Origin of the sequence: Streptomyces fuscichromogenes, from assembly GCF_014645815.1 — a bacterium.
Taxonomy (GTDB): Bacteria; Actinomycetota; Actinomycetes; order Streptomycetales; family Streptomycetaceae; genus Streptomyces; species Streptomyces fuscichromogenes.
Window position 1 is genome coordinate 47,374 of sequence record NZ_BMML01000021.1, and the last position, 14,049, is coordinate 61,422.

The following is a 14,049-nucleotide window of genomic DNA, read 5'->3' on the forward strand; positions in this document are numbered from 1 at the left end:
AGATCGTGAGGGACTCGCGGCCATGGGGGGTGGGTATAGAAGGTCCCCGGCACCCAGCTCGGGACTGGAACGGGATCCGTGTCCCCACCCCCCCCACCTCACCCACGGCGTCGCTGTCGCTTGTGACGCTGTTCCGTACTTGATCCTTCGATCAGCTCTATGCCGAGAATCCTTGAGACGCGATGCCAGCGCTCTTCGCTCCACGCAGGTGCTCTCTTCGCTTGCTCTCGTCCCCAATCACGGGCGCTAGGAGTGGTCACCGGCACCCCCAAATGCCCTGACTTCCTCACGCGCTGCTGTACGGGCTGTGGCGAGATCTTCGGCTACCCCGGCTGCAATGAGTGCCGCGCCGGGGGTGTGGCCGGAGCCGACATAGCGCCAGTGCCGTTCGGTGATGGCATCGGAGTTGTCGGTGTGGCCCATGTGGTGGGCGCGTTCGGCGCGGAGTGCTGCGTAGGTGGTCGAGTAGGTGCGGGATTTGGTGAGGATGTGGCCCCGGTAGCCGAGGGTGTGTGTCCAGGAGCGGAGGCGCAGAGGCTCGTACTCGGACAGGCCGCCGAGGCGCCAGCAGGCGCGCATGAGGGTGCGGACGTGTTCGTTGACGGGTGCCGACTCGATGTCCCTCTGATCGGTGACGGGGTGGTCGGTGCCGGCGCCTGTCTCGCTGGCTCCCTTGGTGACGTACTTGGCGACGTACGCGGCGACCGCGTCATCGTCGGGGCCGTCGCCGTTCGTGCGCAGTGGCCGGGCGTCGGCCTGGGCGCCCCAGCGAAGCGTCAGTTCTCCCGTGGCCGGGCTGTAGGGAGTGTGGACCAGGACCCGCCGGGCGGAGGCGCGTACCGCGTCGATGAGCAGTTCTGTGGTGCCCCAGGCCGGGGGTTGGTCTTCCGGGCCGTTGGGTCCGTCGAGGCGTACGACGGCGTGGACGTGGACGGCAGCGCGTTTTTGGTATTCGGCGACGCGGGCGAAGGAGAGCCGGGCGTGCTGGGCGAAGCGTGATTGCACCAGGCCAGCTGAGGTGGCCAGGCGTCGGCGGACATCGATGACGAACCGGTCCCACAGCTTGGATGCGTGCGCGTGCCAGAGGACATGGGCGGTGTAGTCGTAGCAGTCGAGGCAGAGCGGTTGACCGACGACGCCAGCGCCTGGGGCGTGGACGGCGTCGCAGCCGAGGGGCCGCCCGTGCTCGCAGGTTCCGCCGTCGCGGCGAGGACGGCAGGCTTCCCCTGACCGGTGGACGGGGCCGAAGGACGGGGCCGTCAGGGTGACGAAGAGCCGGGGCCGATGGCGCACGGTCGCGGGGACGTTCTTGCCTCCCAGCAGGCCCGCACGGACGAGGTGGAAGGTGTCTCCGGCGTGGAGGCGGGAGCAGGCGGGGCAGATGGTGGCGCGGCGGTTGCGGCAGCGGACGAGGAGACGTTCACCTGGTTCGGTGCGGGTGTCGTAGTGGTGGAGGATCTCCTCGGTTGTGCCGTCCAGCGTGGTGGTGGAGCCGGAGAGGTGGACGGGGTGAGCGCATCCGCCGGTTGCGGTGATCTGCTCCAGCCAGCGGGGGAAGTTCGGGTCTTGGGCGAGGCGTATGGCGTCGCGGTCGGTTTCGGGGAGCTGACGCAGGCGCGCCGCGCGGTCGAGGGCGGCGCGCCTGTCAGCCGGGGTGAACTTCGGGGAAATGGTGGTGACCTTCCGGGGTGGGCCGCCGAGGCGACTCGGTGGGTGGGTGGTGGTGCGCCGACGTCCATGGGGTGGTCCCTTCGCTGGTCAGGTGGATGGGGTTGTGGGTCAGCGGATGGTTCCGGTGCCGCGGCAGATGCGGCAGCGCCGCAGTCGTCCGGTCCAGGTGCGGCGTGCTCCGTCGCCCTTGCAGTGGGGGCACCTCACGCGAGGCATGGGCATGGTGGTGGTCCCTTCTCTGCTCAGTTGTGGGAGAAGCTGCTGATGAACCAGGTGACGAGTTCGTGCACGGTGAGGCCTATGGGGGTCTGGCCGAGGTAGAGGCCGAAGAGGCCGACGCAGACGGCTTCCCAGGGGCGGACATCGCGGGAGCGGACGAGGAGGACGGTGATGATCCCGAAGATCACCGCGAACCCGTAGGCCGTACCTTCACTGATCACTTGCTCTCTCCTTCCACCACCGCGAGAGCTCGGACGAGGGCGGGCAGTTGAGGGGTCAGCGCGCTGTACTTCCGGGCCGTCGACACGGCCTCTTCCGTGGGGGTGAGGTGGGAGCGGGCACGGCTCCAGCCGCCGTCAGGGCCGGTACACACCGCCACCCCGCGCTCCTGAGCCGTGATGGACTGGGCTACGGCCACGGCATCCTTGTTCAGGTCCCCGAGCGTCATCTCTGCCGTGCCGGGGTCGTTGACCCGGTGGCAGATCCGGCCGCCGAGCTGGGCGCGCAGGGCGGTGACGCCGGGGCCGAGGTCGGATCCGACGCGTTGCCCGGCGACGACCAGGTGCAGACCGAGGGCAGCCCCGAGCTGGGCCAGCCGGAGTAGGAGCGTGGAGCACTGCTCCGCCTCGGTCTTGCTCTCCCGCGTGCCGTCCGACAGGTACAGTTCCGCGATCTCGTCGACGATCACGACGATGGGCACCGGGCGGAGCTTGTCGGGGAGCTCCCAGATCGAGCGGACGCCGGCCGACCGGCACGCACTCATGCGCTCCCGCATGTCAGCCGCCAGCGCGAACAGCACGGCGACCGCTTCCTTCCGGCAGGTGGCCAGCGCGCTCAGCCGTTCGGCGAACAGGCCCAGTTCCATGCCGCCCTTGCAGTCGATCCCGACCAGAGCGACCCGCTGCGGGGCCAGCTGCGTGATCAGCCGCGCCAGGAGCGTGGACTTGCCAGAGCGGGTGGCCCCGGCGATCAGCCAGTGCGGCACCAACCTGAGGTTCATCACCCAGGCGCCACCGGACTCCAGGACACCGATGAGGGCCGACAGCAGCTCAGCCGGGGCCGTGGCTAAGCCGGGCCGTTGAAGCGGATCCGTGGCCGTCGCCGTCAGCAGGACGAGCCCGCGTTCCGGCGAGATGACCCGGACCGCATGGACCTTCCACGCGTGTACCAGCGCGTCCGCCGCCTTCATGTATGTCGCCGGAGTCTGCCCCGCGTGCAGGCGCACGGTCACCGTCAGACCCATGCGCGTGGCCCGCGGGAACGATGCGCGCGGGACGAGCGGCCGCAGCGGATCGCCCTTGACGACCAGGTCACCGAGGAGCCCGCGGGGCGGGCGCCGGGACACGGACAGGTCGTTGAGCATCGCAACCCTGCGCCAAGTCGCCACCACCCGGAACGCGGCGGTCGGGTAGCCGACGAGGTACCAGTGCCAGACCGGCCGATGCCGGCGCACCAGGTCCCCGACCACGAGCATCCAGGCCAGCACGGCAAGCGCGAACGCGAGCAGGATCGGTCCCATCAGGCGTCACCGCCCTTGCTCTGCACGGGGGTTCCGTGCACGGGGGTGATGGCGTCGGCGCGGAAGCTGACGCCGTGGCGGTCGCCCATCGACCACATGAACGCGGTCAGCCCGGTGACCTTGAGGATCTGGCCTTCCTCGATGCCCCGAGGCTGGCCGCTGACGGCGATCTCGATGACGGAGATACGGCGTCCGTCCTGGCGCACGGTGACGGCGACGGTCCAGACCGGGTTGCCGTCCCGGTCGCGCTTCACCTCCTGGGTCTCGGTGTTGGTGATCTTCGCTTCGGGTGCGATGGCGCACCGCAGTACGCCCAGTCGCGTCGTGTCCACGGGAATGGACTGCATTTCGTTGGCCTCCCTGGCCAATCAGACGCCAGACTCGCTCTGACGTCACTTGTCCTTATGAGTGATGACTATGAAGTCCTGTACGGCGAGAGTGCAAGTACTTATGCTGACGAGTGATGTCGCGCGTGCGACGTGCCTACGACGACACCCAGGAGACCCGATGTCGGAGATCCAGCGCCCCGGAGCCCTCTACCAGCAGGTGGCCGCCGCGATCCGCGAAGCGATCCTGTCGGGCGAGTTCGCACCCGACTCCCTGCTTCCGTCCGAAGCCCAGCTCATGACCCGCTACGGCGTCTCCCGCCCCACCGTCCGCAACGCCATCGCAGCCCTGCGCGCGGAAGGCCTGATCGACGTCCGGCACGGCAAGGGCAGCTTCGTGCGCTCCTCGGGGCAGCCCACCCTCACGCTGGAGCGGAGCATCAGCCACACCCGCGAGGGCAAGTTCGTCATGCCCACCGGCGACATCTGGCAGGAAGCCGAGGAGCCGCACACCTACCGCACCCGGACCACGAAGAGCACCGGCCGCCTGCTCCAACTCGGTGCGGAAGAGGCCCTGTTCGGATGCGACCGACTGCTCATCGATCCCAGCACCGGTACCCGTGCGATGCACCGGACGCTCATCCCGTTCGAGGTCGCCGAAGCCGTCCCCCTGCTCGGCGAGGAGCCGTGCAAGCCGGCGGCAGCGGTCGACTGGGTGCTCACCCAGGCCGGACACGCCCTGTCGTGGACCGAGACGGTACGCGCGCACATGCCGCTGCCCGACGAGCGCGCCGCGCTCCAGCTCCCCGACGCGACCCCGGTCCTGCACGTTGCCCGCGTCGCGCACAATGCCGGCGACCGTCCCCTGTTCCTCGAAGAGCTGCGCTTCGGGGCGGACCGTGCCGAACTCGCCTACCGGATCACCGCCGACAAACAGCCCACGCGACGCACTCGCGCGTAGGGACTGTGACTCACCGGACACCAGAGCCATTGCGCCCACGCTGCGGCACTCAAGCAACATCCCTACTCCTGAGGGGAGATGAAAATGCGTCACGATGGAAAGTCAATAGCTATATAGGGCTAGTCATTTATGACTACCTTGGCGATGCTGGTCCGGTAGCGCCGATCTCGGCACGCTTCGAACCTTTCGAGAGGCGACAAGGATGTCTTCAACAGGCCGGGCATCAGATGCATCAGGGTCGCGCCACCCCGCTCCTGCGGGCCCGCAGGTTCCTTGGTGGGCGATCGTCCTAGTCGTTGCCATCGCCGCAGGCTCTTACGTCGTGTTGGTTGTGATCGGAAACCAAGATGGCGCAACCACAGCAGGCTCATTAAGCGCGTTACTGACAGGAACGCTTGCCGTGCTCGGCGTTGGCCGCAGGTCGTAGGCATCGCCACGGTACCGACTTCGATCAAAACCGTACATTGGCGAGACCTGCGCCGATGTCGCCGCTCAAGATGACCTCTGGCCCTTGGGCGACGTGATACCGCCGACGGACTCGGCCAGCAGTTTTCATCGGTCGAAACAGCCTTCACTTCCTCAAGGGCGCGCCTGCGGCGCGCCGGGGCGCCCGGCCGCCTCGGCCGGGCGTGCGGCGTGGCCGCCGGTCCCGTCCGGTCGGCAGGCGCCCCCGACCGCAGCACGCCCAGGGAGTCGAGGCGTCGACCGGCCGACCGGAGCCGGGGCCCACGTGGCTGGGGGTCGACGGCCTCCGAGACTTTAGGCAGCTCCCATGGGGCGAGCCTCGAAGAACAGGGGGCCGATCGGGCTATTGCGGGCAGGTCCAAGGACTGCCCGATCCGCTGGCGAGCGTAAGGCCCCCTGTTCACTCGCCCCATGGCAGCTACCGCCCAAAGTCTCGACGGCCGGCGACGTGCCCACGCGCACCACCCACCAGCGGAGAAGCCCCTCACGCTGCACCACTGTCGCCATCCGTACGCGCCTCCAGGAGCGCGGCGAGCCGGTCCACCGCACCGGGCCAGCCCGCCAGCCGCACGACCCCCTGCCCGTCCTCGTTCGTCGAGGCGACAGCCCGCACCACGGACAGCTCGAACCCGACGCCCAGGAGTGCACGGTTCAAGCGATCGGCGGACTCCCGCGCCTCACGCCACCCCGCGATGTAGTCGACGCCAGGCGTCCAGAACTCGAAGTCCGCGCCCGGCACGTCGAGTCCGTCACTCAGCCAACCCTCACCGGAGCCTGTCATCTTGCCCACCTCTGCCCTGATCTAGGTAACGGATCGTCAACTTCCTTGAACCAGGGCCAAAACGCAGCACGGCGGCCCCGGTACCATCAGGCACCGGGAACCGCCGTGTTCCCAGCCGGGCCACCCTTCGCTTTCCAGGGCTGACGGGGTGGCCCGGCCTTATCGGGTTATGAAGCGCAGTCCCTCCGGAAGGGGAGCCCCCGGGTGCTACAGGAACCGCGCTCCGTGGCCGAAGTGGTCAGGCTTCGGCCGTTTTCCGGCCCGCCGCCTGCTCCCGATCGCGTGGGAGTGATGTGGGGGCTGCGGACCGGCGATCATCAGTACGGTCCGTCCTCCACTTCGCCATCCAGATCGAAGCGGCACCAGACGGTCTTGCCCCCGCCGTCTTTCGGCGTCCACCACACAGCTGCTGCCATCCGCTGGGTGATCATCAGCCCACGGCCGCTGTCAGCCAGGACCGCCTCTGAGAACTCCGTCACCAATTCCGGCGAGTAGAAGTCACCCATGGGCAGGAGCGGGGGTGTCGAGTCCTCGTCCGCGACCCCGATGAAGAGCCACTTGGGGAACAGCTTGTAGGTCACGTCGATGCGCCGGCAGGCGCCCGGACTGGAGCGGTGGCGGTCCGGAACCGCATGGTTCACCACGTTTCCGACTAGCTCCGAGATGGCGAGCTGCGCGTCATACATGAGGTCACGCGGGACCGCGCCCCGCAGAAACACCGTGGCCGTGTCGCGCGCGATGCGTCCCGTGTCGGCAAACTCGGCGAAGAGCGTCACCGTCATGTAGTGACCGCCGTGGGACGGATTCGGCGCCACGAACCAGTGAGCGTATGCATCCAGCTCACTCACCACGTGCTTGGCTTTCCCCGCGTCCATCGTGTCCTCCGGCAGCTCTCATGTCTCCGCTTGCTTCACGCAAGTCAGTACACGGCGCAGTGGACCCGAGCGGGAGCGTTCATTGGGGGGTTCACCTGAGCACTTGCAAAACGAAGGGGGGTTCAGGAATGAACCCCCCAGCCGGATAGCCCTGTGACAAGATGAACACTCGCCGTCATTCTCGGGTTGGCAGGGGAGCATGAGCCGAGAGCCCAACGCTCAGTTGATCGCCGTCATGAGCGAAGCGAAGATCTCCAACAAGGGCCTTGCGAAACGCATGACGGACGAGGCCTACCGGCGAGGCATCGAGCTGGGTACAACGCACGTATCCGTACAGCGCTGGCGCAACGGCTCAAGCATCAGGCCGCAGACAGCGGCGATCATGGCGGATGTCCTCTCGGCCAAGCTTGGCCGCCGCATCACGCCGGGCGATCTCGGATTCTTCGGCGACACCAAGCCGACTGTGCCAGAGCCGATCGGCTACCCCGGCACCGTTCCCGATGTCCTGTCGATGCTTGACGGACTCGCCCAGGAGCGCGCCGACGCTCCCGCTTCGGACCAACTGGTCATCGCGGAGACCGACGTCAGCTCTGCCGTCCTGGCATGGATGATCGCGCGGCCCGACGGCGTCCAGGCGGACAGGCCGGCTCTCCAACGAGTGGGCATGCGGGATGTCCGGGCGATCAGGGACGCCGCCGGAACATTCATGGCCCTCGACTTCAAGTACGGCGGAGGCCACGGTCACAAGGCATTACGCCACTACTTCCGGCACGAGGTACTGCCGCTCCTGAACGTCAGCTACAGCGAGAAGGTGGGCACGGCGTTATTCGGCGCAGCCGCCGAGGTGTCCCAGTTGCTGGCATGGACCGCGTACGACGCCGGGAACCATCGACTCGCCCACCGCTACCTGACGTCCACGCTGCGCCTGTCCCAGGTCATCGACGACCGCATGTTCGGCGCCCGCATCCTGGGCAACCTCAGCCACCAGGCCAACTACCTCGGTAATCACGCCCACGCCATCCAATTCGCCCGTGCCGCGGTCGAGGGCGCCAAGAACCGTGCCACGCCCCGCGCCATGGCGCTGAACTCGGCGATGGAAGCCCGCGCCCTGTCCAACGTAGGCGACAGCATCGCAGCGGCCCGCGCGATGAAGGAGGCAGAGCACCACTTCGAACGCGCACCCACCGCCGACGACCCGGCATGGCTCAGCTACTTCGACGAAGCGGAACTCATGGGCGAGCTCTGCCACTGCTTCCGCGACCTCAAGATGAGTCGTGAAGCCGTCGAGCAGGCCCAGCGCGCAGTGGACAGCACCGACCCGAAGTACGCGCGCACTCTCGGTTTCTGCCGCATGGTGCTGGCCCAGAGCCAGCTACTGAACGGCGAGTTGGAAGCCGCCGTCACCACCGCGAGCCTTGCAGTCGACGGCGGTGACTCCCTCCAGTCCAGCCGGTTCCAGCGCTACGTGACCGACTTCCAGAACGAGGTCAGCGTGCATACGACAAACCCCGCCGTGGTTGCCTTCAACGACAAGGTGCACGACGCGATGACCCGCTTGGACGAGGACGACGAGTAGCGACTACCAGGGACGCCAGTCCCGGGGTGCATCGTCATTCCGCAGTCCGGCGATGCGCCGGCGGTACTCGGCCGCCGTTTCCTCATCCTCCTGAACGTTCTGCATGAGCCACGTGGTCATGCCGAACTCTTGGATACCCCGCAGCGTCTCGTACCCGTGCCAGTCGTACAGATCACGCCCGTACGCGGCCACGAAGTCGGCGTACTGCTCATCGGTCTGCCACCCAAGGCTGTGGTGCTCCACGGCCGTGACCATGAGATCCCACTCAGGGTGGTCGTAGCAGAACATCTCGAAGTCGATCAGGATCACACGACCCTGGTCATCCACCATGAGATTCTGCACATGGGCATCCCCGTGCACCGGTCCCTTGGCCGACTCGAACCGCAACTCGGCGTACTTGTCGCGCAGTTCGTTCCACCGCTTCCGCAAGAACACCTTGTCATCGTCCGGGATAGCCGCCCGATCGAGCCTCAGCGCCTGCTTGTCGAAGGGGTCATACGACGGCAGTACAAGCCCGTCCGGCACGGTCATGGAGTGCAGCTCCCGCAGGACACCGCCCAGCTCCCCGTACGTCGCCTTACGGTCCCCCTCGGTGATCAGATGCCAGAACGTCACCGGATGGCCATCGATCAAGAGAGGCTGCTCCAGATCCTCGACGATGCGAGCAGCCGGAAACCCCTCCTCTGCCAGCCACCGTGACACGCCCACTTCTACGCGGGCCTTGGGCAACCACTCCTTCCCCCGCGCCACGCGCACGATGACCGGCGCCGAAGCCAGCCGGAACAGCGCGTTCTCCCCGAGACGGATCAACTCTGCGTCTCTGTCATCGAGCCCCGCAGCCCGGCACGCGGCAGCCATCACCCGCGTAGCCCTCGCCGACGTGAACCCCTCCTGAGATCGAGCAGCGTCAAGCGCCATGCCCGTACCAGCTCCCCTAGTCGCGCGCGATCAACCAGCGCACGCCCACGGGTGACCAACCCGCCGTGCACCAGACACGACCTCGACCGTACCCGGGGCAGCATCAACCTATGACTGCATCACGACATACTCTGACCTTGCACTCATGCAACGATCTTGATCGCCAAGGACGACAGAGACCACCAGCCCAGCGTCAGAATTCTTGATTAAACCAAAGTCGTTCGCTGGCGAGTTTCAACATGCTAAAGTCTCCGACCTTCCGCGAATTTTCTAGCTTAAGTTCAGCCAGCGTGAGAAAATCGACCGGATAAAGGCCTGGATTCTGCAGGATAAGCTCAGCCTCATCTATCGTCATGCGAGACCGCAACGCTGCAAAAATAGTAGATGAGAGGTCGCGCATACCTACAGCCTCACTCCTAGCTAGAGGGAAGTACTGCCGAATGATGTGATGACTCTCATCTCGCCCGCTCCTCCTAGAAAGGCGCTTCATCGCACGCGACACAACGTATCCAGCGGTAAATTCACAATGGACCTCACACATCACTTCCGCTTCAAGGCACGCATCAAGCTCCCATTTGGCGCTCACCCCCATCCGAAATTCCAAGACGGATAGCAAGCAGCTTGAAGGGATATTAGATAGTGAGTGCACATCCTTCACCACTATCCGAACCCTCTTGTGTATGTTATGAGAGAATTCTTGGGACGCAACTGCCTGGACAAACCTCCTCGTCTGAGAAAACTCCCAACTTGCGATGTTCTGACAAACGCCAGGAGTTGCTTCCAGGACACCAGTTAGAACGTCGGCGGGAGCCCACGCCAGCAAACCTGCCATGACTGCCATCCTGCGTCCAGGGTGATCCAATTCATTGAGGCAGTCGTTCCAATACCTCGGGTCCTTCCTGTGATTCCACATGTAAACCGCTCGCCTGGACAGGGATCCTTCATCGCGACTCACATCGGAAGAGCGATTGAAAGGTGCAGCAAACATGGCAATACGCCATGCAACCCAGGGTTCATTATAGAGCTCGCCAATTATGTCCGCTCTTTTCGAGAGACCCGCCGGAGTTTTAGGCAAGTCCTTAAGGGCATATTCAAGCTCATATAGCCTCTCAAGTTCGCCAATGGCGGTCGCGCTCCCTTGAAAGTCCGGAGCAACCCTCTGGGGTTCATCGAAGGTCTCACCTGAGAGTGGACTGGTCACCGTGGAAAGCAGAATTGCATGAGTGAAATAATCGAGGAACTTCATAAAGCGGCCGCGTGATCGTCCGAGAGGACTGTACCCGCGCATCAGAGCATCAACGAAATGAGGCATACGGGAACCAACCAGTGCAACATCAAGCCGACCAGCCTCTACACAGCGAATCCACCGCAACGTGTCAGCCTCTTCTGAGAAGATCGGAAGAAGGTTCTCGACCGGCGCGCCGTCGAAACAGAATCCGATTACACCGCGCCTTAGCCAGACCTCGCGGCCTCCCTCATCCTCAGGTACGCCACCTAGCCACCAATTCCATCTTTCGATCTCCGGTATGTTCCGTATTAGGCGAGCCAGCTCATAAACGATTTCGTCGGGCAGTGGCAGGACGTAACGAGCCTTTACACCCTCCAGTAGGACCGGAAGTCCAGAATCCCGCGGAATCAACTCACCCGCATCCGCCCCTTGATGTCGCTGTGTGTACTGATCATCGAGAAGTTGACGCACGCTCAATGGATCTGTCAGGAAACCCGCCAGTTTCCGTGTCGCCCTAGGTGACGCTGCCGGCACGTAGTCCCTGAGTAGGTAGGCGACGAGTAGGCACACGTGCAATGAATATCGATACTGTTCATCCTCTCTCAGATCCTCGATCCTCTGTACCAGGTCTGCTAGCTCCCCGACGTCATACCATCCGCAGAAAAAGCGCGCCACATTGAGCCAGTAGGGACTTCTAATTAGCGCCTCAAGACGTTCAGGTCGAGAACCGGTTACCTCGACGGCATTCGAATGATAGGGGGCCGTTTTATACAGATGCCGTGCAGCAAAGAACTCACGTAGAGGTTGCACCTGGAACTCGTGCTTGCCCTGGATGCGATCCACAAGGATGAAAACCCTGCGGATACCTTCGAAGACTTTCGATACTGTTTCGCTAGGTACGCTTTCACTTGAGTCTTGTTTCCCTTCCAGATACTCCCAGATCGTGCGCTTCAGGTCAGCTGTTCCTATATCGCCAGCACCAGTACCTTGAGCGCCGTCCTCGCTTCGTGCGTGCAGAAACCAGCCAAGGTAGCCGTGCATCTCAAGGAGAAGATCACGATATTGTCGGACCGTCGGGCTCTTATCGGCTTCCCGGTCGAAAACAGTTCTGACGTATTCTTCGTACAGTGCTGTCCGCTTATCAGGAAGGTTCCACCCCCGTGTATGTACTAGCCATAGCAAAATCGCCAATTGCATCGGCGTGCGCGCCAACTCGGAAATATGCGGCTGGTTCAAACAGCCACCCAAAACACGCTTCAACTCGGAGGCTTGATCGTCCGGAAGTGACCGGCGCTTCACCCATGAATTCGTATATTTTTCAGTCAGCTCGATCGAGAGGTCGGTAAGCTGACAGTACAGAAAATCATTCCGCGCAAAGATTGGGGCTCTTGCTAGCGAGGACGGACGACTCGTCGCTACCACTTGAACTTGAGCACCCAAGGAATTCATGTCCCGAATGAACGATTCCACGGTTGTGACAACGGTTTCCCTGAGCGAAGTATCCGCTACCTCATCCAACCCATCGAGCAGCAACAGCATGGGCGTACGGGAGGCGATGGCCACCAAGTCCTCACTGGTGAATCGCATTCCCGTAACATACTGCACATGGCTTGCGACGTAGCCGTGCAAGGAAGGTACGCCAGCATGATGGGTAATTTTCTCCTCCCGAGACCAAGGAGAAATACCCTGCAACCATTTTCCCAAATGCCGCAATTCGACTCGTATTGGGAGCCGCAAAGCGGATTGCGTGAGGTGAGATGGTAGGCGGTCGAGGTCCTCCGTTCTGTCTAGTATCCGAGCCCTATGGATTTGCCCAATAAACTGAATAAGAGTGGACTTACCTTGCCCTGGCCCAGCCTCGATTACTACTCTATCCAGGCTAATGATGTCCTGATCAATTAGGAGTGCACTTGCAGCTCCCGGCAATTCCATAGATGAATTCGACACGCTTGGCAGGTAGCCGGATTCTTCCTCGGGCTCCGATCCATGCCTTCTGGTGATTTCTTCAGCAAGTCGCCAATACGAAATTCTCATTTCAGGATGTTCACGGAATATCTTCCCGTTCAATTCGAACTGAACATCCACGAATGAGTCAATCAACGGCGCGTCCAGATGAGCTTGCTTGAATCGAAGCGTGGACTCCTCTTCGTATTGACGTGCGAGATAAAGAAGCAACGTCGAAACGGCTGGGTTGCGAGTCGAGTACTCTATGCCGGAGGAATCGGGTTCATCGCGGGAGGGCGACTTATCCAAAATTCTTGCCAAGTAGGCGTGTACAGAGTCGGGGCCACGGAACAGCATAAACCGAAAGACAAGCGCCGGGTTCCGATCTAGCCTTGCGTCGAGGTCTTCGCGCCACCAGATAAATGCAGGCAAGGGAATATTTTGCGTAACCCATTGCTGGACTCTATCTCGAAGGCCTACGTCAAGATGGCCGCTAGCGGGCACGTTAGTGATGAATACGAACTCCCGCGCCCCCCTGTCTTTTAGTTTAGCCAGCTTTTTTCTTTCCGTGCCGAGATGCCCAATGAGCCAATCGTATAGATCATTTGTCGATGGAGTTCCCATCGGGCTTTGCTCTCGATATTTGACCTGGTAAATGACGACATCGCTCAACTTGCCAGTTACGTCAAACTCAAGGCCTACGGCATCGCGTCCGCCGTCTGGACCGGCGATTGGAAGGCACTGGGTCCGCGGTCTCTCGATTGTAATGAGCGACTGTGCCAACCGTTGAAATCGTCGACCATCAAGCTGCTCGTACGGATACGTCTCCCCCACCTGCGCAGCCCTCCTTCAGGGTATCTCGCCATTGTGACGCACAATCAAGATCAAGAAGGGGAAACGGCAGTTTTGTCCCATCGCGCCTATGGGGTGTTGCCACAGCCCTCCGCGCTCTGCATCTCCCTTGTGTGGACGGGTTGTTAAGGGCTGAGCGGATGCGGATCGAGGACGGCACCCTGATCCTTGTCCGGGACCGGAACATGGCGACATCCAGCAGTACCTATCGGTTGTCGGCGAACGTGTGAGTCATCGTGGACGCCGACACCAGGCTGGCGATAGAGGCCGCCCGACCGGTGCTTGAGGCGACGGTGGGTGCCCACGCTTGGCGGGAGTCAGGGCTGAGCCGGCTGCTCGGCTCTCCTCCCACGTGCCCAGCGCGCGCAGCGGGACCGCGGAACCCCTCACCAGGTCTGCGAGCGTGCACGCGGTCGCGAACAAGTAGGCCTACGTGGCGCTGAAGCCCAGCGGACAGTACTCCCCGACGGTGCACCTCGGCGCGGCCTACAGTAGAAGCCGCCTTCCTCTCCCTCTGCGGACACATACCGCAGTCGACGCGGGCGCTTGTGGTACATGCAGTAACGCGTTGACTCCAACGGTTCAGGCGCTACAACTCAACTTGGGGTCATGATCGGCGGGCACGCCTGCAAGAAGCGGACCCCACCCACAGTCTGCGACTTGCAGGCTCGACATCACTGGGCCCCGCCTTGATGAGGGGAAGGCCCTTGCTGC

General features: G+C 63.3%; 10 protein-coding genes. 2 read left to right on the top strand and 8 right to left on the bottom strand.

Translation table 11 applies throughout. From position 1 onward, the window contains the following. Positions 1-246 precede the first annotated feature (246 nt). The 4 genes from IEZ11_RS35580 to IEZ11_RS35595 all read right to left on the bottom strand — a co-directional run bounded on the left by IEZ11_RS35580 (position 247) and on the right by IEZ11_RS35595 (position 3,756). Entirely contained in the window at positions 247-1,614 is a 1,368-nt protein-coding gene (locus IEZ11_RS35580) for a replication initiator (protein ID WP_189267251.1), read from the bottom strand. Positions 1,615-1,913: 299 nt separating this feature from the next. Further along, positions 1,914-2,111 carry a hypothetical protein gene (locus IEZ11_RS35585; protein ID WP_189267101.1) on the bottom strand — a complete coding sequence of 66 codons (198 nt, stop codon included), beginning with the start codon at positions 2,109-2,111 and terminating at the stop codon, positions 1,914-1,916. Then, the gene (locus tag IEZ11_RS35590) at positions 2,108-3,409 is read right to left on the bottom strand and encodes an FtsK/SpoIIIE domain-containing protein (RefSeq protein ID WP_189267102.1); all 1,302 of its coding nucleotides are present in this window, start codon (positions 3,407-3,409) and stop codon (positions 2,108-2,110) included. The genes IEZ11_RS35585 and IEZ11_RS35590 overlap by 4 nt, the downstream gene beginning before the upstream one ends. Next, complete coding sequence (locus IEZ11_RS35595; RefSeq protein ID WP_189267103.1) at positions 3,409-3,756, bottom strand: SCO3933 family regulatory protein; 348 nt, start codon at positions 3,754-3,756, stop codon at positions 3,409-3,411. Before IEZ11_RS35595 ends, IEZ11_RS35590 begins: the two co-directional genes overlap by 1 nt. Before the next feature lie 160 nt (positions 3,757-3,916). Here IEZ11_RS35595 and IEZ11_RS35600 point away from each other — a divergent pair, with 160 nt between their 5' ends. Beyond that, positions 3,917-4,696 carry a GntR family transcriptional regulator gene (locus IEZ11_RS35600; protein WP_189267104.1) on the top strand — a complete coding sequence of 260 codons (780 nt, stop codon included), beginning with the start codon at positions 3,917-3,919 and terminating at the stop codon, positions 4,694-4,696. A 949-nt stretch (positions 4,697-5,645) separates the two neighbouring features. On the opposite strand, the gene IEZ11_RS35605 is transcribed toward IEZ11_RS35600, so the two are convergent. Both IEZ11_RS35605 and IEZ11_RS35610 read right to left on the bottom strand, forming a co-directional pair. Then, a complete protein-coding gene (locus IEZ11_RS35605) occupies positions 5,646-5,942 on the bottom strand; it encodes a hypothetical protein (RefSeq protein ID WP_189267105.1) in 297 nt (98 codons plus the stop codon). Positions 5,943-6,259: 317 nt separating this feature from the next. Then, positions 6,260-6,817 (bottom strand): ATP-binding protein, encoded by a 558-nt coding sequence (locus IEZ11_RS35610; protein WP_189267106.1) that lies wholly within the window; start codon positions 6,815-6,817, stop codon positions 6,260-6,262. Positions 6,818-7,016: 199 nt separating this feature from the next. Between IEZ11_RS35610 and IEZ11_RS35615 the strand changes: the two genes are divergently transcribed. Further along, positions 7,017-8,393 carry an NsdA family TPR-like regulatory protein gene (locus IEZ11_RS35615; RefSeq protein WP_189267107.1) on the top strand — a complete coding sequence of 459 codons (1,377 nt, stop codon included), beginning with the start codon at positions 7,017-7,019 and terminating at the stop codon, positions 8,391-8,393. Between the two features lie 3 nt (positions 8,394-8,396). Here the strand turns inward: IEZ11_RS35615 and IEZ11_RS35620 are convergent, their stop codons facing one another. Together IEZ11_RS35620 and IEZ11_RS35625 are read right to left on the bottom strand one after the other, a co-directional pair. Beyond that, positions 8,397-9,311 (bottom strand): aminoglycoside phosphotransferase family protein, encoded by a 915-nt coding sequence (locus tag IEZ11_RS35620; protein WP_189267108.1) that lies wholly within the window; start codon positions 9,309-9,311, stop codon positions 8,397-8,399. Between the two features lie 193 nt (positions 9,312-9,504). Beyond that, the gene (locus IEZ11_RS35625; protein ID WP_189267109.1) at positions 9,505-13,317 is read right to left on the bottom strand and encodes an NACHT domain-containing protein; all 3,813 of its coding nucleotides are present in this window, start codon (positions 13,315-13,317) and stop codon (positions 9,505-9,507) included. Positions 13,318-14,049 lie beyond the last annotated feature (732 nt).